Origin of the sequence: Sporomusa sphaeroides DSM 2875 (assembly GCF_001941975.2) — a bacterium.
GTDB classification, from domain to species: domain Bacteria; phylum Bacillota; class Negativicutes; order Sporomusales; family Sporomusaceae; genus Sporomusa; species Sporomusa sphaeroides.
Window position 1 is genome coordinate 3,261,802 of the sequence record NZ_CP146991.1, and the last position, 21,355, is coordinate 3,283,156.

Consider the following 21,355-nt stretch of genomic DNA (forward strand, 5'->3'; position numbering starts at 1 on the left):
CCTTTATTTCTATATTTTTCCATACATTTTTCTCACAAACGCCTGCCCCTGGCTCTTGCCGCTGCAGACGGTGTCGGTTCAGGCGGAGCAGGCGCTCCACCTGAAACCCGGGTCACTTTAGCAGATCCATCGTATAGAGTGTTGTCAGGGCAAGGACAGTTAACAGACCAAAATACCACCAAGCAACATTAAGACGCTGGGTGGCGGTTAATTGATAATAGCGCTCATCTTGTTCTTCCTCGCCGCGCCATAAGGCAAACAGCGAAAATAGGAAAATAATTAAAACCAATATATTGTGTGTATATAAAAACACAATACCGATAACCAAACTGCCAAGCCACCAAAGCCGCGGGGAAATAGCGGCAGCAATCCGTTCGCCGTCAAGCGGCGCGCAGGGAATAAGATTAAACAGGTTCAGCAAACAGGCGGTATACGCCAATACCAGCATCAGGGTACTGTCACTCCACAGGTAAAACGCCAGACACACCAGCGCACTGAGAGTACCGGCAGCCGGTCCGCCGATAGCGATATTAGCTGTCATTTTGGCGTTAACCGGCGCACGATTCAGACTGATAACAGCACCAATAAACGGAATGAAGGTAGGCCCCTTTGCCCGCAGCCCGACAATGCGCGAGGCAGCTACATGACCTAATTCATGCACAAGCAGCAATAGGACAAAGCCAGCGGCAAACCTAAAGCCAAAAGCCATTGCATAGAAGGCCAGCGACACCAGCATCGACGCGGTGGTTGACAGGGCTCCGCCCATTTGTACCAGCGCCAGCAGGCCAACTAAACCAATTCCGGCCCGGCGCACTACCCGCCGGCCCAGATTAATCACTCTCCAGGAGTTCACTGCCATCCCTCCTCAAAATAGAAAAACCACTAACTCGATCCTTTGGTTTTGCACGCATAGTTAATCCTGGAATACAAGAGAAGTGGTTTTACTTTTGGCATCGCCCCAAAAGTAACAAAAAGTCTAGGCCCAAAGCCTCCAAAAACTGAAAAGCCGGACAATATTCCTAAAATCTGTAAACTCGCTACGCTCAAACAGTACAGATTTCTTAACGGAATACCGCCCGGCTTTTCTCCTGCGGAACGCTTTTTCCGGCAATGGCCGCTGGGGAACGGGGGTTACCAGGGGTGCACCGTATAAACAGTACCGAAGCGTGGGCGACCGTTACACATAAGCGGAGGTTAAGCGCCGGCATAGCAGTGTTGCATGACGGCCGTTCGTGCCGGGTCTTGTGCCGGCGTGCAAAATTTATAAATTCTGCCAGACAGCCAAAAGAAGCCCGCACATACATAATACATATGCACGTGCGGGCTCCTTTAATGCTCTTGACTGATTTTTTAAGCCTTTTTACGGCTGACTGCTTTCTTAGCAGCAGCCACAACAGCCGCTTCAGTCAAATTATATTTTTTCAACAGATCACCAGGTGTACCGGATTCACCGAAGGTATCCATGACACCTACCCGCTCCAGCGGCACAGGCTCATTTTCTCCCAGTACTTCGGCAACAGCGCTGCCAAGGCCGCCAATAATACTGTGTTCTTCACAGGTAACAATCGCACCGGTGTCACGGGCGGCAGCAATAATGGCCTCTTTGTCAATCGGTTTAATGGAGGCCATGTTAAGCACCCTGGCGCTTATTCCCTGGGAAATAAGTTGCTCGGCCGCATGCCGCGCCGGAGCCACCATAATGCCGCAAGCGATAAGGGTTACATCCTTGCCGTCAGCCAGTAAAGCCGCTTTGCCAAGCTGGAACCGGTAGTCCTCGCCGAAAACATCCGGCACGGCCGCCCGGCCCAGCCGGATGTATACAGGCCCCTGATATTCGGCGGCAAAATCGATTACCTGCCTGGTTTCAGCCGGATCTGCCGGAACAATAACTGTCATATTCGGCAACACCCGCATAATGGCAATATCCTCAATGGATTGATGGGATGCACCGTCCTCACCGACAGTCAGTCCGGCATGAGTGGCGGCAATCTTAACATTGAGCTTGGGATAGCAAATGGAATTGCGGACTTGTTCGAAGGCCCGGCCGGTAGCGAACATGGCAAAAGTGGAAGCAAACGGAATCTTGCCGGCAGCAGCCAGTCCTGCCGCAACCCCCATCATGTTTTGCTCGGCAATACCGACATTGAAGAACCGGTCAGGATGGGCTTTGGCAAATACATTGGTTTTAGTAGACTTGGACAGGTCGGCGTCCAGAACTACAACATTTTTATTACGGTCGCCCAGGTCTTTCAGGGCTAAGCCGTAGGCTTCTCTGGTTGCTAATTGATTAGCCATATGTATCTCACACCTCGTTCTTTCAGTTTGAAGTTGCAAACAATGATGATATGTATTGGTAACTTTTATTTATCTTTCAAGTCTTCCAGCTCTGCCAAAAACTTGGTACATTCCTCGCGGCTGGGAGCCTTGCCATGCCAGTCGGCGACATTTTCCATCTGGCAAACACCCTTGCCTTTAATGGTCTTGGCCACAATCATGGTTGGCTTGCCCTTTACGGTCTTAGCCGTTTGAATGGCGTCATAAATGGCATTATAGTCATGGCCGTCAATAATCAGTACATGCCAGCCGAAAGCCTGCCACTTCTCCGGAATAGGCAGCGGCGACATAACCTCGGCAACCGGGCCGTCGATCTGCAAGCCGTTAAAATCAACAAAGGCCGTAAGGTTGTCCAACTTGTAGTGAGCAGCAAACATGGCGGCTTCCCAAATCTGTCCTTCCTCCAGCTCGCCATCTCCCAGCAGGGCATATACACGATAGTCCCTGGCATCCAGTTTGCCGGCCAGCGCCATGCCATTGGCGGCGCTTAAGCCCTGTCCCAAAGAACCTGTCGACATATCAATACCGGGAATGTGTTTCATTTCCGGATGTCCCTGCAGGCGGCTGTCAATTTTGCGCAGGGTAAGCAATTCTGCCGCCGGCAGATAGCCTTTCTCCGCAAGGGTAGCATACAATACCGGAGCGCCATGACCTTTTGACAGCACAAAGCGGTCACGGCCGGCATCCGTAGGATTGGCAGGGTCTACCTTCATTTCGGCAAAATAAAGTACCGCCAGCATATCCGCCGCCGACAGTGAACCGCCGGGATGACCGGATTTAGCTTCGGTAACCATGCTTACAATATTGCGTCTGATGGATGTGGCCCGAACAGCCAATTCTGCAAGCTGCTTAGGGGTAAGTTTCTGTGTCATTCTTTCAACCTCCTGTAATCTATCTAGCTTAAACGGGTATGCACTATATAACTTCATAGCCACAAGACCTGAAACTGGCAAGAAATGTCCATATGCGAGGCGCGACGAGGACGTGACCGCAGTCGTACTGGGAAGTACGTCGGAGGGAACGCCCGCAGGAGAAACGAAGTAGATGGGCGTTTATTGCCAGTTTCAGCGCGGGGACTGGAAGCCTTCGCCCAAAACCTCATGCGCATCGGCAACAATAACAAACGCCTGGCGGTCAATACGGTACACCAGTTCTTTTATTTGTGAAACCTCCCTGGTGCTGACCACACAGAAAACAATTTCGCCGTCAGCCTGTGTATAGCCGCCGCGTCCGGCTAACAGGGTTACACCCCGTCCAAGCTCGTCCATAATGGCATCTGCCACTTCTTTCGAGGAGCGGGACATGATGAAAAAGGCTTTGGCGGCACTGGGGCCTTCCTGCACCAGGTCGATAATCTGCGTGGTGATAAATAAAGAAATAATGCCATACAGGGCTAATTCCGCGCTGCCGAATACCACTCCGGCCAGAGCAATAACGAACAGGTCGACAGACAGAAGTGCCTTCCCCACGCTAATGCCTGTTAATTTATTAATAATCGCGGCCGCTAAATCCGTACCGGCAGTGGTTCCTTTGAACTTAAACACAATCCCCATGCCAATACCGGAAAGAACGCCGCCGTACAAGGAATTAAGCAATAAGTCCCGGGTTAACAGCGGCACATACGCTGCCGTCAGATCAATGGTGAGCGCCAGAACGCCCGCTCCCAGCAGCGTATTCACACCAAAACGGGCACCTAATAATTTAATACTGAGCAAAAACATGGGAATATCCATGGCCAGCATGGTCAAACCCACCGGCAGTCCAAAAGTATGATGAAGTACTGTAGCCAGGCCGCTTGTGCCGCCTGCCGCGACTTTGTTAGGAATGAGAAACATATTCAGTGCCAGGGCGGTAATCACCGTACCCAGCACGATTCCCAGATAGCCCCGCAGCCACTTCCATTTTACCATGGCTACCTCCTGCTTGCATTATTTCATCAGGCTTAGCGCCAGTTCGGCATTCTGAAAAGCTTTATTTCTTAACATAGTAATCCGTTCTTCCCGCTGCTTATTAGGATGTTTGCGTTCATCCCACAATTGCAGTATTCGTGCCATCAGGCTGTCGGTAGTAACTGTTTTTAAGGTACCAACATGCCGTTCACCAATGGTTTCCAAAAAACGGTCAATTTTGGGGTCATAGGATATACCGGCCATCGGCACATGCATAACCGCGGCAAAGATAAGGGCGTGCAGCCTGATACCGATTAGCAGATCCAAGTTGCCGACAAGTGATAATAACTCACTGGTAGTATATTCACCTGGCAGCACTTCGGCTTTATTTTTCATCCGGCCGGCTATTTTTTGTGAAACACCCAGGTCATCAGGACACTGCATGGGAATAAATACAACCCGGACGCCCAATTCCTCAATCATCCGGTCGGCAGCGTGGGACAATACCTGCTTAAAATGCCCCCATTCCTTCCACTCCCGCACCGAAATGCCGATAAGCGGCGCCACCCCTTCCTGACCGTGTTTGCGCAAAATACTGCGGCCAATCTGCCTGTCCACCGGATGCATGGCCAGCACCGGATCGGCTGTTACATAAATGGGCGGTACCGTTACCTTCAGCCGCTTGAGCTCTTCATAAGATCCGTCATCACGGACGGTAATCAAATCCACCATATTGCCGATATACCGCATGGCACTCTGAGCCAGCGTTCCCTGCACCGGCCCAATGCCTTGCGCATAAAGCATAACCGGTTTGTTCAGCTTTTTGGCCAGCATCATAATGCTCAGATAATAGTAGAGACTGCGATCACTGGTCACGTCCTGCAGCAAACTGCCGCCGCCACTAATCAAGAGCCGGCTTTTGGCCAGCGCTTTAACAATCTCCGGATAATTGAGGCGATAGACGGCACAAACACCGTGCCGCCGTTTAGTATCATCAGGATTTCCGGAAATAACCGTAATCTGAACATTGGGTTCAATGTCGGTCAAAGCCTCAATCATGGCCGCCAGCATAGCTTCATCACCGGCATTGCCAAAACCATAATAGCCTGAAACAACGATATCACTCATGGGCTGACGGACTCCTTCCCACCAACCGGGCCGCTATGAGTTGGATCACATATACGCCAACCACCGCCGCCGCGCCAATCACGGCCCCCAGCAGCAAACCGTCAAGTCCGCGGATGGTTGACATCAACACCGGAGTTCTAAGGTGTGCAAAGGTCTCAACCAGTGAACCCTGGGCCAGTGTAGCCGCCACAATCAGGAGGAACTGAGCCAGCCGCGGCCATTGCTGGTATATAGCCATTGCCGCCAGCAAAAAGGCCGGATGACCAATTAAAAATTCCTTGCTGCGGGGTCTGGCGTACATGGCCTGCTCCAACAGTGCCCTTAGCTTGAGTTCGATAGCTGGTACAGGCACACCGGCGGTATGTCCGGAACGCCCGATAAATATCCAGGCCACCACGGCGGCTGCGCCGAACAGGCAGAGGATTTTGATGGTGACCGGGTGTTCCATAATCCCGGTTAGCTGACGCCACAAGCCCCGGGCATTGACTGTCTGAACTTTATCAAATACATTGTAACGGGTTAAGTATATGACAGTCACTAAAATCAGCGGCGCAACAAAGGTTAATTTTACGCCACGATAGATTTCCATCTCCAGGAAAAAGCGCACATCACTAAGAACGGCACCGACATACAGTCCGCCGATTAACGATAAACAGGTGGTGGCAATCAGCGCGCCGATACCGGCGGTAATAATGCGCCCAATGCCTACAGAACCGGCAAATTGGCCGGCCGCCTCCTGTTTGCGCCAGCGGTCAAGCTGCCAGGTCATAGCCAGGACGGGAAAAATAATGGCACTGGCCAGGGCAGCCATTTGACGGCTCAAAGTCCCGCCGCCTTTAAGCACCGGGAAGATTAACAGGATAGCGATGAGCCCTGTAAGCAGATACTGCCACCGGGCGGCAAACGGATACACCTGTGACAAAAACAATACACCGGCGGCAGTGGCCCCCAGCACAATTAAAGCTAAAAGCCAGGGCGCAGCAAAGTACGGCTGATAAATAGCCGCCTTCCCCATAACAAAGCCCTCGGCCAGTAATGCCGCTTTCGTATCGGCAATATACTGCAGGTTAGTCTCCACCAGCGTTTTTCCAGGCTCAGGCTTGTCATACTTGCGCATAAGATTGATACGAATATTGCGTTCCTGATCCGTAACCGCCCAACGCTGAATGGCATCACGCATTTTAAGTTTAGGCTGTTCATCTTTCGGAATGGCATACACCCGGGCAGCTTGATAGTTAATAGCTGTCGCCACCTGAGTCAGACCTTCCTGTTTTAAAAACTGCAATTGCAGCGGGTGCTCAATCATGGCCAGGGTTATTTGGCGCTCTTTAAAATAACTGACAGTCAGTGGCAGCAGATCCGGATAACCCAGTATCTCATCCCCGGAAAACATAATGGCCGAAAGGTTTTTAGCGCTTGCCAGGCGTTGAAATACCGCATTGACATCGTCTGCCGTTACTTTAGTATAGTTGGTTGGACGGGCCACTATGTAGAAGCCCAGGTTATCAACAGCCCTAAGCTCGTCAGACGGCAATCCCAGATTCCATTTTACCACTTTTTCAAAGTTGGCTTTTACCGCCAGTACCGGGCGGTCGCCCTCGGCCAGCAGCGTCACCCTGTCCGGGCCTAACCGCCGCTCTAAATCACTCATGACTTCCGCAAAAACCTGTTTATCCTGACCGACAATATATACATCCTCAGCCAATACCCTGCCACCGGCAATTAAGCTGCGCCAAAAAGGATCTGTCAGCATGCCGGTGCGGTCCTGGTGGAGAATATCCGCCCCAGGCAGTGCAGTAAGCTTGCCGCTTTTATTAAGCTTTTCCAGAGTGGTCTCATAGACAGCCAAAGAAGTAATGCCTGCTGCTTTAAACTGCTGAAACAGTCCGGCCGGCTCAGCGCCTTCCATCTGCGCCAATTCCATAATATCTTCATATTCCATGACCATTTCAACAGTAGCATTGGCTTGTTCAACAGTATGACGCTGCCAGTTAATTGTAAGCGAAGCCAATAAGCCCAGGATGATCAAGGCAATCAGCCATTTATTATATTGAAAGGTTGACAAAATCTCTCCACCTTTTTGAAACTGTCAAGTACGGTTTCAAATGTTATCTACTGTATACTATTACTATTCCCGGTTATCGGTATAAATAATAACCTGGCCATCTTCCATGACAACCTCACGCACATTCACACCAAACGGAAGTTTCTTGAGGTCAACCAGCGGCACCTCGGTCAGCAGCGAGCCGCCAATATTGCCTACCGGGGTGTTGTTTAACAAAAACCGGTCGGTAACAAAGGTAATCCGCTGTTGCTCGCGGTCACCGGCAATCCGTCCCTCAAACTTGACATCAACACGGGCAAACCCGCCTAACGTCAAAGAGCTGCTGACCTCAACCTTGCCGGAGTGTATGGATACAACCGCGTTTTTAACCCCTTTTACCGAGCTGTTGAGAAAAGCGGCCAGTTCTTCCTGGGTAAGCGTTGCCGTAATCGCAGCGTCGCCAAGCTTTTCCAGCACCAGTTTGCGGCCGGTTAGCAAGGTTTTAATATCAACATCAACATCGGTGAGATTGATATGCATTGTGCGAAAGGTGATTTTTTCGGTTTTTACATCGCTGACCTCTGCCGTTACCCTGTCAAACTTACCACCAAGCATTAAGAGGGCCGGACTTTTATCAACCTTAGCCGTCACCTGCTTGCTGCCGGTCATTTCACGCAGTCCCTGGGCCACCGCATCTGACACAACCTTGGGTAAGATCATTTGCACGGCAGCTATCACCATTACGAGAAACAGGATGATTCTGGTAAAACGATTCATAGGGAATCCCCCTTAAGCAAACTACCGAATAAGCTTACCGTGTACCGCTTTTCAGGTAAGCTTCAATAAACAATTCAATCTCTCCGTCCATGACAGCCTGAACATTGCCTGTCTCCGCGGCTGTCCGATGATCTTTAACCAGATTATAGGGATGAAAAACATAAGACCTGATCTGGCTGCCCCATTCGATTGCCTGATATTCGCCGCCCAGTTCCGCCTTCTTGTCTGCTTGCTTTTGCCGTTCAAGCTCAAACAGCCTGGCCCGCAGCAAGCGCATGCACTGCTCGCGGTTTTGAATCTGGGACCGTTCGCTTTGGCATTGCACCACAACGCCTGTCGGCAGGTGAGTCATGCGGACAGCCGAATCGGTTTTATTAATGTGCTGGCCGCCGGCACCGCCGGCGCGGAAGGTATCTACTCTAAGATCAGCCGGGTTAATATCAATTTGCACCGAATCATCAATTTCCGGCATGACATCGACAGCGGCAAACGAGGTATGGCGGCGACCGCTGGTGTCAAAGGGTGAAATCCGGACAAGGCGGTGGACGCCTTTTTCGGATTTCAAGTAACCGTACGCGTTAGTACCGGCCACCATAATGGTAACGCTTTTCACACCAGCCTCATCTCCGGCCAAAAAGTCCATGGTTTCCAGTTTGTAATTATTTTTTTCCGCCCAGCGGACATACATCCTGAGCAGCATTTGCGCCCAGTCCTGGGCTTCGGTACCACCGGCACCGGCATGCAAGGTCAGGATGGCGTTATTCGCGTCATATTCGCCTGACAGCATCAGCGTAAGTTCCAGGTGTTCCATATCCCGTTCAAGAGCGGTAAGTGCTGCCGCTACCTCAGGATAAACACTTTCATCATTTTCTTCCATGCCCAGTTGCCATAAAACAGCCATATCGCTGTGGCGGTCAGCCATGTCCCGGTACTGGCCGATACTGTCTTTTAACCGGGTGACCTCCTGGGCAATTTTCTGCGCCTCGTCCGGATTATCCCAGAAGGCCGGGTCACTCATTTTATCTTCCAGTTCCTCAATCTGTTCCGTTTTACCGGCAACGTCAAAGAGAAGCCCTCATTTCATCAAGCCTGTGGGCCAGGGTCTCAATAGCCCCGCGTAAATCTTCCAACAGCATTTTTTCAACTCCCCATTACAAACTCAGGTTTGGACTGCCAGCCTTAGTTAGCGCCGCAGCAACGCTTATATTTCTTGCCGCTGCCACAGGGGCACAATTCATTGCGGCCGGTTACATCCTTATTTACAATCGGCTCCAGCGGCTGAGTCTGTTCTTCGCCTTCTTCACCGCCACGCATTGCCTGAGCGCCGCGCAGATGATCCTCCGGCTGCGCCTGGGAAATAATATTGACTCTGAACATATAACGGACAATATCCTCCTGGATATACTCCATCATTTGCTGGAACATGTCATAGCCTTCAATTTTGTACTCAATCAGCGGATCTTTTTGCCCGTAGGCTCTCAGGCCAATCCCCTGACGCAGCATATCCATGGCATCAAGATGCTCCATCCATTTGGCGTCAAGCGTTTTGAGCATAACCACCTTTTCGAGTTCGCGCATATTTTCGGCGCCAAACAGGGCTTCCCGGCCACTATAAGCGGCATCGGCCACCCGCATAAGCTCTTCCCTGAGTTCATCCCGGCTCATTTTATCAAGCACAGCCTCTGTAAGCTCGCCTGCGGGTGCAAAATAACCCTCGCAGAACTCAATCAGGCCGGCATAATCCCATTCTTCCGGATAGATCTTTTCATTGGCATATACATCCATGCCCTGGTCAATGATTTTCTCAATCATATTGTAGATATTTTCTTTGAGATTCTCGCCTGTGAGAATTTTCCGGCGCTGGCTATAGATAACTTCCCGCTGCTGGTTCATGACATTATCATATTCCAGAACATATTTCCGGATGTCAAAGTTGCGGGCTTCCACTTTCTTCTGCGCCTGTTCAATGGAACGGGTAATAAGCGCATGTTCAATTGGTTCGTCTTCTTCCATGCCCAGCTTATCCATGATACCGGCAATGTTGTCAGAACCGAACAAGCGCATAAGATCATCTTCCAAGGACAAATAAAAACGGGTGGAACCCGGATCGCCCTGACGTCCGGCACGGCCGCGCAGCTGGTTGTCAATCCGGCGGCTTTCGTGGCGTTCGGTGCCGATAATATGAAGACCGCCCCGTTCAGCCACACCTGTTCCCAATACAATGTCGGTACCGCGACCGGCCATGTTGGTGGCAATGGTGACCGCGCCCGCCTGACCGGCTTGCGCCACAATCTGGGCTTCCATTTCGTGATACTTGGCATTCAGCACATTATGGGGCACGCCTTGCTTCTTAAGCATGGCCGACAATTCTTCCGACTGGGCAATCGAGGTCGTACCGACAAGAATAGGCTGGCCATTTTTATGCCGTTCCACAATCTCAGTCACAACTGCCTTATATTTTGCCCGTTTGGTTTTATAAATTACATCCGACAAATCCTGCCGCTGCATATCCTTGTTCGGAGGAATAACAATAACGTCAAGATTATAGATTTTACGGAATTCCGGTTCCTCGGTCTTGGCCGTGCCGGTCATGCCGGCTAATTTTTTGTACATCCGGAAATAGTTCTGGAAGGTAATGGTGGCCAGTGTCTGGCTTTCACGCTCAATTTTAACGCCTTCCTTCGCCTCAATGGCCTGATGCAAACCTTCGGAGTAGCGCCGGCCAAACATTAAACGGCCGGTAAATTCGTCGACAATAACCACTTCGCCGTCTTTAACCACATAATCCTTATCCCGCTTCATCAAGGCATGCGCCCGGAGCGCCTGGTTAAAGTGATGGGACATCTCCATATTTTCGCTGTCATAGAGATTTTGAACATTTAACAGCTTCTCGGCTTTCGCAACACCGGCCTCGGTAGGTGCTACCGTATTGGCCTTTTCGTCAATGGTATAATCTTCGACGGCTTTTAGTTTTGGCACAATTTTGGCCAGCACATAATAAAGCTCGGTAGACTTCTCGCCAGGTCCGGAGATAATGAGCGGTGTCCGTGCTTCGTCGACTAAAATACTGTCAACTTCGTCGACAATAGAATAGTTAAGCGGCCGCTGTACCATCTGCTCCGGATAAATCACCATATTATCCCGCAGATAATCGAAGCCAAATTCATTATTGGTTCCGTATGTAACATCAGCGCTATACGCTAATTTACGTTCATCAAAGTCAAGTCCATGCACAATAAGTCCCACAGACAAGCCAAGATAGCGATACAATTTTCCCATCCACTCGCTGTCACGGCGAGCCAAATAATCGTTGACAGTAACGACATGCACGCCTTTGCCGGTTAAAGCATTCAGGTACACCGGCAGGGTGGCCACCAGGGTTTTACCTTCGCCTGTCCGCATTTCGGCAATTTTGCCTTCATGCAGGGTAATGCCGCCTAACATTTGCACATCAAAATGACGCATGGCCAGCACCCGGCGGGACGCTTCCCGCACAACGGCAAAGGCTTCCGGCAAAATGTCATCCACTGTCTGCCCTTTGTCCAGACGCCGCTTAAACTCAGCCGTCTTGGCAGTCAGCGTCGTATCACTCATGTTCTGAAGCTCGGGTTCAAACGCGTTAATGGTTTCCACCAGCTTTAACATGCGCTTAATTTCTTTTTCGTTATCATCGCCAAATATGTTCTTCAAAAATTTAAACAAAATATCAACTCCCCGCCAAACAATGAATACACAGTAAGCCCAAAAGACGGCTTACAAGTGCGCAGAGGCCGCAATTATAAACAGTCCTACGGTTAGTATGTGCCTAATATATGATTTTAACAGAAACCCGGTTCAAAGTCAAAAACTGGATTGGTTAAAACATGCAAAAGCGAGATTGCTTTGCAAGCAATCTCGCTTTTCACTTTTTCGCCTAACTGCTCAGGTCAAATGAAGATTTAACCTGCCTGATGCTGACCGGGAAGGTTGGTTTGACCACCTTTAACCGGCTCAATTTCATTTTCTACCCATACCGGATTATGATGTTTGGCTTCTTCAATGGATTGAGTACCATCGCCAAACATGCACAGGAACTCACCCCAATTGTAGATGCCAAGGAAAATATGAGCAAATACACATAATCCAAGGAAGATACCGATAACCAAATGCACCATATCAAACCAGTACATAGCTGCTTTGGGAGCTACCGGCAGGAAAGCGTACAGCGCCCACCCGGTAACAATCAGAATGATACCGCCGAACAGCATCATAATTCCCATCTGTTTCTGCCCTGAATTCATTTTTCCCATCGGCGGCACAGGAATCTTTTTCCCGAGCAGCATTTTTTGCGGATAGCCGCCGCCAATCATCATCCAGGCAATATCCCGGTCATCCCAGGAAAATATGCGGCGGGTAAAAGCAATCACTCTGTCAAATCCAAATATGGTGTAAAGTATACAAGATATGGTAAGAATGCTGGCACCAATAATATGGATTTGCATGATCAGATTTTGTACATTCTCGCTAAAAGGCTGCAGCCAAATGGCAAAGCCGGTAATGGCAGCCGGTAAAAAACCTAAAATCAAGCCCCAGTGAAACAACCGTGAGATAAGAGGGTGCTTGAGTACCCGCGGACCATGTTCATCATGATGACTCATTGATTATCCCTCCTACACCAACTTAGTTCTGTCTACATATTTGGTATGAAACAGTTCTTCGGCCAAATGACTCAGTGGGTTTTGAGCAAATTTTTTGTAGACATCCGTTACCGCCTGGTTGTTGTGGCTTTGACGGATTTTTGCTTTTGCATCATCTTTGTAGATGCCCTGCGCCCGCATCTTAATGTACTTTGTGCGGTCCTGAACCAAATCGGTGGCCACATAAGCGCCGGTCCACAAGACTGCACCAGCCACACCCATTACTCCTAAAAATTCGCGCCGTGTTACTTTGACGGCCTTTTCTACATAATCATAACGCGCCACTCTTGTTCCCTCCTTATGACCAAGGCAATACGGCCTTGGCTTTACCCAGCCATGAGGTGCCCATTGGATTGATTGGCTGGCCACCACCGTTGACACAGCCGCCGGGACAGTTCATTATCTCAATAAAGTGATAAGGTGATTTGCCGGCTTTGGTTTCTTCCAACAGCGCTTTCACATTTTCCTTAATGCCATGCGCCACTGCAACTTTAAGGGTAACCTCTTTGCCTGTCTTGGCGTCTTTCATCGTAACACTGGCTTCTTTCACACCTTGCAGACCGCGTACAGGCTTGAAGTCCAGCACATCCAGCTCTTTGCCGGTAATAACAAAGTAGGCTGTTCTTAACGCCGCTTCCATTACCCCGCCGGTATTGCCAAAAATAGTGCCTGCACCGCTGTACTGGGCCAACGGATTATCTTTATCGGTAAATTCCGGTACTGTGTTAAAATCAATCCCCAGCTTTTTAAACAGGCGGGCCAGATCTCTGGTGGTTAACACCACATCAATATCGGGATAACTGCCTGCTTTGCCCTGGCTTTGCCAATAGTGGGCCGCACTGTGGAACTCAGGCCGTGAAGCTTCAAACTTTTTAGCCGTACAGGGCATAATCCCAACCATATAAATGTCTTCCGGATTAACTTTCCAAACCTCTTTAGCCCCATAAGTCTTAGCCAGCGCGCCGGCCATCATCATCGGCGACTTGGCGGAAGACATATTCGGCAGCAGTGTCGGATAGTAAAGCTCTACATACCGGACCCAGGCCGGACAGCAGGAAGTAAACTGCGGCAATGGCCCTAAATGATGCTCTGACGGTTCACCCAGAGCAAAGTGCCGGATTTTGGCAATCAGTTCCATGCCTTCTTCCATGATTGTCTGGTCGGCAGTAAAGTTGGTATCAAGCACCTTGAACCCGGCTTGTTTCATCGCGCCATACAATTTTTCCGTTACCAGGCTGCCCGGCTCCATGCCAAACTCTTCACCGATAGCCACCCTAACAGCCGGTGCAATGGTGCCAACTACTGTCAGCTGTTTGTTTTTGAGTTTTTCAATTACCTTATCCACCACGTCAACCGTATCCTTGGGAGCCCCGAACGGACAGTTGATAAGGCATTGACCGCAGGAAATACATTTCTCGCTGTTGACTCTGTGAACGGCTCCATACTTGCCCTCAATTGCATCTGTTGGGCAAAACGACTTGCATGAGTCACAGCCTTTGCATGTCTTGCGGTCAATCTCAATGATGCTGGTTAACTCCTGTGATTGAAAACCTTTCAAGACAAAACCTCCTCACCCCATAAAAATTGATATAAAATTCCTGTACAAAACCGGTATTGTGAAATTTGGAACGTTTAAAGCCTATTTGGTATTAGAGAATTGCCACGATTTAACTGTAGTGTAAAAAGCAGGACTTGTCAATAAATATTGGAATAGTCTGAACAAGTTATTTATTTCACTCATTGACAAAATATTCAAAGAATGGTTTAAAAATGTCCCGCCTTGTGCATACTATATAAAGTATCGATTTTTCCTGGAGGTATCATTGTGAGTCGTGATGTGCTTGGGATACTGGATATAGCCGGTCAGCTTGCCAGCCTAAAAGATGTTGATTATAAAAATACACTGGCAATTGCGGCACTGATAGAGTTATTAATTGATAAAGGGCTCTTTACCAGACAGGAGTTCGCGCAAAAAACGCAGGAACTCGAATCAGCTTCCCTGGCCGAGATGATTATTAAACGCCGCTCAGAACTGCGAAAGCCGCGTTAACGAAAATAATACTTTACACAAAAATGAGCCGGACGCGTACCCGGCTCATTTTTTGGTTTTAAGGTCTAGAATTCCGGCTCAATCAATCCGTATTGGCCATCTTTACGCCGGTATACAACATTCACTTCTTCTGTTTCCGCATTGGTGAATACGAAAAAGTCGTGATTAATCAAATTCATTTGCATAACCGCTTCATCAACTGCCATTGGTTTGACGGCAAAGCGCTTGGTTTTAACAATAATATTGGAATCCTCATCATCATTGGCTAAGGCTGCGGCAGGCACCGGTTCTGCCTTGAAAGTACCGTTTTTAAGGTTACGGGACAATTTCGTCTTATATTTTTCAATTTGCCGTTCCAGCTTATCAATAACTAAGTCAATGGACGCGTACATGTCGGTGGTAGCTTCTTCGCCGCGTAAGAGTATGCCATTAATCGGTACGGTAACCTCAACAATATGCCTACCCTTGTTAACAGTGAGGATTGCAGTAATTTCTCCCATATTGGCACTGTCAAAATACTTGGTAATTTTACCAATGCGTTTTGCGACATGATCTTTTAGTGCCGGTGTAATCTCAATATTTCTTCCTCGTACTGTAATTGCCATACTACCCATCCCCTTTCTGGATCCTATATATTTAATATTCCCTATAAAACGTAAAATTCCTGTCCTAATTTGCAATATTTTTTCTGTGTTTTCTACAAACTCAGAATCGTGCAAATTGGTAATTATACCCAGGCGAAAACGTATACTTTCTGGCAGACTAAATTAAAACCCGGCAATGTAGTTACATTGCCGGGTATATGTTTATATTTAGTTGCACTTGTATACGTTGCTGGCTTGCGGTCCACGAGCGCCTTCAACGATTTCAAATTCAACTTGCTGGCCTTCATTCAGGGTTTTGAAACCTTGATCTTGAATAGCCGAGAAGTGTACGAACACGTCGCCGCCATCTTCTCTTTCAATGAATCCGTAACCTTTTTCTGCGCTAAACCATTTAACTTTACCAATCATGTGAAACTCCTCCTAAGATAAACTACCGACTGCACTATGCAGCCACAAGAGGAAGTATAACATATATTGGCAGCAGTGTCAATTTATAAAATCTTCGACAAAAAGGCCTGGGTCCGCTCTTCTTTAGCATGCAAAAATACCGCATCAGGCGTGCCTTCTTCCACAATCCGGCCTTCATCCATAAAAATGACTCTGTCGCCCACTTCGCGGGCAAAACCCATCTCGTGGGTAACCACCACCATGGTCATGCCTTCATTAGCCAGAGTCTTCATAACATCCAGAACTTCCTTAATCATTTCCGGGTCAAGTGCCGAGGTAGGCTCATCAAATAACATGACTTTCGGCTTCATGGCAAGCGCCCGGGCAATAGCCACCCGTTGCTGCTGGCCGCCGGAGAGCTGATCAGGGTAAGCGTCGGCTTTGTCCTCCAGCCCAACCTTTTCCAGCAGGTCGCGGGCGATCTTGTCGGCTTCCGGCTGCGTCAGCTTACGGACTTTTACCGGCGCCAAAGCGATATTTTGCAGTACTGTCATATGAGGGAACAGATTGAAGCGCTGAAAAACCATGCCGACTTCTTCCCGGACTTTATTGATATTAGCCTCATTAGTGAGGGGAATGCCGTCCACAATGATTTCGCCCTCTGTAGGCTGTTCCAGATAATTCATGCACCGGAGCAGCGTACTCTTGCCGGAGCCGCTCGGTCCAATAATAACAACAACCTCTTGTTCGCTGATATGGGCATTAACGCCTTTTAGCACATGCAAATTACCAAATTTTTTATGAAGATTTTTAATGCTTATCATCAGTCTTGTACCTCCGCTCAAGATAATCCACAAGGCGGGATATGGTAAAGGTCATAATCAGGTAAATAAAAGCGACAGTCAGCCAAATTTCAAATGAGCCATAGGTACGGGCAATAATCAGCTGACCGCGCCGGGTAAGCTCTTCAAAACCGATTACCGACACCAGCGAAGAATCCTTAAGCATGGCAATAAATTCGTTGCCCAAAGGAGGAATAATGCGCTTGAAGGCCTGCGGCAGAATTATGTAGCGCATAGTTTGGGCCCAGGTCATACCTAGCGACCGTCCGGCTTCTGTTTGTCCTTTGTCAATGGACTGAATCCCTGACCGGAAAATTTCGGCAACATAAGCGCCGCTGTTCACACTGCAGGCCGTAATGGCGGCAATAAAAGGATCAATCCGCTGTCCCACCATCAGGGGCAATGCAAAATAAATGAGAAAAATCTGTACCAGCAGTGGTGTACCCCGGATAAAATCCACATATATGGCAGCCAGCATTTTCACTGGCCATAGGGTTGATAGCCTGGCTATACCGACAAACATACCGATCAAAAGACCAAAGCCGACACTAAGCGCAGTAATCTGCACGGTGACACCGGCCCCCATGAGGAGCAAGGGAAACGAGTCAACAATTAAATTAAAATCAAAGTCCAACATTCTCACCCTTAATAAAAATTAACAAGGTTGCATAAAAATCACATGTCAATTATATGCGGACATACCATGGGTGTCAATACAATTTTAGACACAAAAAATGGCGCGAGAGTTCGCGCCATTCCATTGGAGTTGGTCAGGAAAGCCTTAAGACAGCATCGGCCTTTGCTTGCGTTCGCAGTTGAGCGGGGCCATGTTTTCTTCAACTATTGGGGAGGCTTTTTGCCAAACCATTTCATGTATATTCTTTCATATTCGCCATTTTTCTTCAATGCTTCGATAGCTTTGTTGACTTTTTCAGTTGTCTCGGTGTTTTTCTTGGAGATGGCAATACCGTATTCCTCGGAAGTGAGTGGTTCGCCTACAACCTTGGCATCCTTGCCGCCGGCCTGCGCAATATAATATTCGTTAACAGGCAGATCATTAACAACCGCGTCTACACCGCCTGCCTTCAGCTCCATAAAAGCTTCCGGCGCATTGTTAAACTCACGGATGGTGGCATCTTTAATTTTTTTAGCTTCCATGGCGCCGGTAGTGCCGATTTGCACGGCAATGCGTTTGCCTTCAAGATCCTTAAACGTCTTTAATGTATCATTATCGACTTTAACAACCATGGACAGACCAGACTTGTAATAGGGAGTGGAAAAATCGACTTTCTTCGCCCGCTCGGCAGTAATCGTCATCCCCGAAATCGCAACATCGATATTGCCGGCCTCGAGCGCCGGAATCAGGCCGTCAAAGCCCATGCTCTGAATTTGCACTTCTACGCCCATTTCCTTGCCGATAGCACGGATCAGGTCCATATCAAAGCCCACATATTCTTTGCTCTTTTCATCCTGGAACTCAAACGGTGCAAACGTAGTCTCGGAACCAACCTTAAGCACCTTAGCTTTCGGCGTCTCGGCCGGTTTTGCCGTTTGCTGCCCGCAGCCGGTTAGACCTGCGGCCAGAAGGAACATAAGGAAAATAGATAAAATACCAACTTTTTTCGGCACACCAATAACCCCCTCTATAATGTACACTTCACGCAATAGTCCGCCAGACCTGCATCAGACTTGGCAGATTACTAGTAATTATACAATTCAATGCATAATTACACAAGTAGTTTGATAATGTATACATGCGCAACCTTTCGTTGTCCTATCAGGTTAAACAGGAAGTCAAATTGTATACAAAATCAGGTACAAAGCCGTTCAGCTCCGGCGCGTAGTGTAGCTTCATCAGGGGAACGCAAGAAGCCCGGAATCAAATCCCGGGCTGTTACTGCATGTATATGTATTATTGCCCTTTTTGGGCGATAAAGCAGTCACGGCAATAAATCGGACGATCATTGCGAGGTTTAAATGGAACTTGGGTGGTTACACCGCATTCGGCACATACCGCTTCATGCATTTCCCTGGGAGCTGTCTGTCCTTCACCGCCATCACGGCTGCGTCTTCTGTTACCCCGACATTCACGACAACGAGCAGGTTCATTTTCAAAACCTTTTTCCGCATAAAACTCCTGCTCCCCAGCTGTAAAAACAAAGTCCTTTTCACAGTCCTTGCACTTAAGAGTTTTGTCCTGAAAAGCCATTAACGAAATCCCCTCACCTTATGAATTTAAAAACCACTGCTTAGCCGACCTGGTCTTTGACCCCACACTCGCCTGCAGGAAGGGTCGCTACTAGGAACTCAATCCCCTCACTACTGCTTCTCTCGATCAAAATATATGTAACTGTTGTTTTACGGACCGGCAGGACTTACCTCTAAGCCGCACCATGCTCAAAGCCGCTTTGGGCTTCTTACGTGGGTCGTTTCGCCTGCGACTGGCATCGACTTTCAACCACAGACCTAAGCAAATTGGTTCTTATCTTAAATTATAGAATTCCATAAGAAAAAAAGCAAGCAGATATTTTCAGATTAATATTACCATTAGCATACCAATTTGGCTATTTTCAGGCCAGGCTGCTGACTGACATCCAGTATTTTCCCGTCAGAAAACCGGACTAAACAGTTTTCTTTGCCGCTCCGGTTCCAAAAAACCAGCTGCCCGGTACGTCCATCGCTGAGTGTTACATATCTGCAGATAAGCGTCTGACACAATTCATGCAAAAACGGTGTGCTGTAATCCGGCGAAAACTTGCCGGCGAACATATCGGCCTGGATGGTGTCAATAGCGGCAAAGGGCGATATTTCCTGCCCGTAGGTTTTTTTTGAAGTCATGGCATCATATACATCGGCAATACCAAGCACCTTGGCAATAGGATGATTTTTGGCGGCATTGGTATGCAGCGGGTAGCCTGAGCCATCATCACGCTCATGATGCTGCAGGACCCCAAAACGAACACTTTCCGGAATTTCTTTATACCGGCTGAAAAATTTAAAGGCTATCGCCGGATGCTGACGCACGGCAGCTAACTCGTCCTCTGTCAGTGCGCCATTTTTATACAATACCTTGGACGACACTTCCAGCTTGCCGATATCATGAAGAATACCTGCCAAAATCAGGTTGCGCTGCTGGATTAAACTAAAAACACCGCTTAACTCACCGATAATATGAGCTAAGATACCAACATTGACAGAATGATGAACCAAATAATCCTCCGTGCGGGTTAGCGTGTGCAGCAAAGCCGTAGCGGCAATGCCGCGGGAGGCCAGACGAGCCACCGAGTCAACAAGGGTATCCAGCAAAGCGTAATCCAGGTGCCTTTCCAGTCTGATAAGGGTAAAGCATTTTTTCATATCCTGCACACAGCGGCTATAGAGGCCGGAAAATTCGTTTTCCTGCTCCGATACACCGGCAGCCATATCTGGTTCACAATATGCCTCTGCTGCCGGCTCTGGTGCCGCCTCCGGCGTCAGAACCGTTTGGCGAATGCGAACAGAATCAAGCCCATAATTGAGAATCCGGGCAATTTGCCTTTCTGTAAGTATGGTGCCCGCATGAAGCAAGCCGCTGCCGTCAGGTGAAAATACCGATTCCCCCAGTTCGAAGCCCGGACGGAGTTGGTGGACAGAACATTTTATAATAGTATAACTTTCAGCCATATAAATCGCTCCTCTTGAGACATTGATTCCAGTTCAATCTTGCTTGTTAAAGCTCTCTATATAAATAGCACTTACTTCCTATTATTAGCCAACTTACAAAAAATTTCAATATATCTGTTAAATTTTAATAGTTGATGCCCTGCCGGTGAGCCCGGTCAGGGCATCATAACTTGCAAAATAGAGCTACTTTGCCGGAATGCGTTTAACTACTTTTTCCCAGGCATGCTTGTCGAGGAAGCTGCCTGCTACGTTGGCTTCCATTTCCTTGAACATACAGAAAGGAACGCTGAAGGACAACAAATCGGCATCAATAACCGGACGGGCCGAAATATCGGTCATGCCCACCACAGCTCTGGGCCGTTCCTGCGAAGCTTCATTCCAGGGAATCAGGCAGGTGCTCTGACAGCCTGCCCCAAAAGGGATCATTACATTGTCATTGCCCGGACGTCCATAATTGGCCAATACCACCAATGCCGACAACTGATCCGGGTTGGCGTAGAAGACAACCACCCGGGGTTCCTCGGCAGTTGCCTCGGCAAGCGGCTTAAAAACAACATATTGTTCAGGTATCTCCTGAATAGGCAAGGCTTCGACAAAACTTTCCGCCAGTTCCGGCGTCTTTTTGTAAGCCTCGCCTTCCCGGTACCCCTCTTTGCCAATTGACAAAAAATATTCAAAACCGCCCGGGAAATTCGGATACATATTGCCTAAACCTAAGCCAACACTACCACCCGGACAGCCAAAGGTGCTGCGGCTAAACACCGCCTGCCGCCCTTTGGCGGCAGCAGTTAACATGGCCGCCGCACACCCCCAGCGCCCCTCCGCAAACTCCAAAGCCTTTTCCGGCTTTTCATTGGTAAAAAGAATGGCTACCGGCGCATATCTAAGTTTTAACCGCTCCGCAATTTCACTGCGCATACGAACACCCCTTTCTTTTTATTAGAATATTCAATATATTAA

Annotated in this window: 21 protein-coding genes; 1 reads left to right on the forward strand and 20 read right to left on the reverse strand. The window is 48.7% G+C overall.

What is annotated here, in order from left to right:
• Positions 1-112: 112 nt before the first annotated feature.
• The 12 genes from SPSPH_RS15255 to SPSPH_RS15310 form a co-directional block, all read right to left on the reverse strand.
• Positions 113-853 carry a site-2 protease family protein gene (locus SPSPH_RS15255; protein ID WP_075757376.1) on the reverse strand — a complete coding sequence of 247 codons (741 nt, stop codon included), beginning with the start codon at positions 851-853 and terminating at the stop codon, positions 113-115.
• Between the two features lie 497 nt (positions 854-1,350).
• Entirely contained in the window at positions 1,351-2,295 is a 945-nt protein-coding gene (locus tag SPSPH_RS15260) for a transketolase family protein (protein ID WP_075757374.1), read from the reverse strand.
• A 65-nt stretch (positions 2,296-2,360) separates the two neighbouring features.
• Positions 2,361-3,206 (reverse strand): transketolase, encoded by an 846-nt coding sequence (locus SPSPH_RS15265; protein ID WP_075757373.1) that lies wholly within the window; start codon positions 3,204-3,206, stop codon positions 2,361-2,363.
• Between the two features lie 192 nt (positions 3,207-3,398).
• Positions 3,399-4,244: a YitT family protein gene (locus SPSPH_RS15270; RefSeq protein WP_075757372.1), complete on the reverse strand. Its 846-nt coding sequence runs from the start codon at positions 4,242-4,244 to the stop codon at positions 3,399-3,401.
• An 18-nt stretch (positions 4,245-4,262) separates the two neighbouring features.
• The gene (gene csaB, locus SPSPH_RS15275) at positions 4,263-5,351 is read right to left on the reverse strand and encodes a polysaccharide pyruvyl transferase CsaB (protein WP_075757371.1); all 1,089 of its coding nucleotides are present in this window, start codon (positions 5,349-5,351) and stop codon (positions 4,263-4,265) included.
• Complete coding sequence (locus SPSPH_RS15280) at positions 5,344-7,416, reverse strand: DUF5693 family protein (RefSeq protein ID WP_075757370.1); 2,073 nt, start codon at positions 7,414-7,416, stop codon at positions 5,344-5,346. Before SPSPH_RS15280 ends, csaB begins: the two co-directional genes overlap by 8 nt.
• 63 nt (positions 7,417-7,479) lie before the next feature.
• The gene (locus SPSPH_RS15285; protein ID WP_075757369.1) at positions 7,480-8,172 is read right to left on the reverse strand and encodes a DUF2993 domain-containing protein; all 693 of its coding nucleotides are present in this window, start codon (positions 8,170-8,172) and stop codon (positions 7,480-7,482) included.
• A 34-nt stretch (positions 8,173-8,206) separates the two neighbouring features.
• Positions 8,207-9,308, reverse strand: a protein-coding gene (gene prfB, locus SPSPH_RS15290) for a peptide chain release factor 2 (protein ID WP_181382928.1) whose coding sequence is annotated in 2 segments (ribosomal slippage) — positions 8,207-9,235 and positions 9,237-9,308 — 1,101 coding nt in all. Because the reading frame shifts where the segments join, the coding sequence is not laid out codon by codon here.
• 43 nt (positions 9,309-9,351) lie between these two features.
• Positions 9,352-11,874 carry a preprotein translocase subunit SecA gene (gene secA / locus SPSPH_RS15295; RefSeq protein WP_075757368.1) on the reverse strand — a complete coding sequence of 841 codons (2,523 nt, stop codon included), beginning with the start codon at positions 11,872-11,874 and terminating at the stop codon, positions 9,352-9,354.
• 236 nt (positions 11,875-12,110) lie between these two features.
• Positions 12,111-12,809, reverse strand: a complete 699-nt coding sequence (locus SPSPH_RS15300; protein WP_075757367.1) for a cytochrome b/b6 domain-containing protein — start codon at positions 12,807-12,809, stop codon at positions 12,111-12,113.
• Positions 12,810-12,821: 12 nt separating this feature from the next.
• Positions 12,822-13,133 (reverse strand): iron hydrogenase small subunit, encoded by a 312-nt coding sequence (locus SPSPH_RS15305; protein ID WP_075757366.1) that lies wholly within the window; start codon positions 13,131-13,133, stop codon positions 12,822-12,824.
• A 13-nt stretch (positions 13,134-13,146) separates the two neighbouring features.
• Positions 13,147-14,406 carry a [FeFe] hydrogenase, group A gene (locus SPSPH_RS15310; RefSeq protein WP_075757365.1) on the reverse strand — a complete coding sequence of 420 codons (1,260 nt, stop codon included), beginning with the start codon at positions 14,404-14,406 and terminating at the stop codon, positions 13,147-13,149.
• Between the two features lie 267 nt (positions 14,407-14,673).
• Between SPSPH_RS15310 and SPSPH_RS15315 the strand changes: the two genes are divergently transcribed.
• Positions 14,674-14,898 (forward strand): hypothetical protein, encoded by a 225-nt coding sequence (locus SPSPH_RS15315; RefSeq protein WP_223226254.1) that lies wholly within the window; start codon positions 14,674-14,676, stop codon positions 14,896-14,898.
• Between the two features lie 65 nt (positions 14,899-14,963).
• Here SPSPH_RS15315 and hpf read toward each other — a convergent pair whose 3' ends face one another.
• The 8 genes from hpf to SPSPH_RS15355 form a co-directional block, all read right to left on the reverse strand.
• Positions 14,964-15,503, reverse strand: coding sequence for a ribosome hibernation-promoting factor, HPF/YfiA family (gene hpf, locus SPSPH_RS15320; RefSeq protein ID WP_075757364.1), 540 nt, complete (start codon positions 15,501-15,503; stop codon positions 14,964-14,966).
• Between the two features lie 207 nt (positions 15,504-15,710).
• The gene (locus tag SPSPH_RS15325; protein ID WP_075757363.1) at positions 15,711-15,911 is read right to left on the reverse strand and encodes a cold shock domain-containing protein; all 201 of its coding nucleotides are present in this window, start codon (positions 15,909-15,911) and stop codon (positions 15,711-15,713) included.
• 83 nt (positions 15,912-15,994) lie between these two features.
• Positions 15,995-16,714 carry an amino acid ABC transporter ATP-binding protein gene (locus SPSPH_RS15330; RefSeq protein WP_075757362.1) on the reverse strand — a complete coding sequence of 240 codons (720 nt, stop codon included), beginning with the start codon at positions 16,712-16,714 and terminating at the stop codon, positions 15,995-15,997.
• Positions 16,701-17,366: an amino acid ABC transporter permease gene (locus SPSPH_RS15335; protein ID WP_075757361.1), complete on the reverse strand. Its 666-nt coding sequence runs from the start codon at positions 17,364-17,366 to the stop codon at positions 16,701-16,703. Before SPSPH_RS15335 ends, SPSPH_RS15330 begins: the two co-directional genes overlap by 14 nt.
• Positions 17,367-17,572: 206 nt before the next feature.
• Positions 17,573-18,361, reverse strand: coding sequence for a basic amino acid ABC transporter substrate-binding protein (locus SPSPH_RS15340; RefSeq protein WP_075757360.1), 789 nt, complete (start codon positions 18,359-18,361; stop codon positions 17,573-17,575).
• 283 nt (positions 18,362-18,644) lie between these two features.
• Complete coding sequence (locus SPSPH_RS15345; protein ID WP_075757359.1) at positions 18,645-18,941, reverse strand: zinc-ribbon domain containing protein; 297 nt, start codon at positions 18,939-18,941, stop codon at positions 18,645-18,647.
• A gap of 338 nt (positions 18,942-19,279) precedes the next feature.
• Complete coding sequence (locus SPSPH_RS15350; protein ID WP_075757358.1) at positions 19,280-20,395, reverse strand: HD-GYP domain-containing protein; 1,116 nt, start codon at positions 20,393-20,395, stop codon at positions 19,280-19,282.
• A gap of 183 nt (positions 20,396-20,578) precedes the next feature.
• Positions 20,579-21,313, reverse strand: coding sequence for a DUF169 domain-containing protein (locus SPSPH_RS15355; protein ID WP_075757357.1), 735 nt, complete (start codon positions 21,311-21,313; stop codon positions 20,579-20,581).
• Between the last annotated feature and the right edge of the window lie 42 nt (positions 21,314-21,355).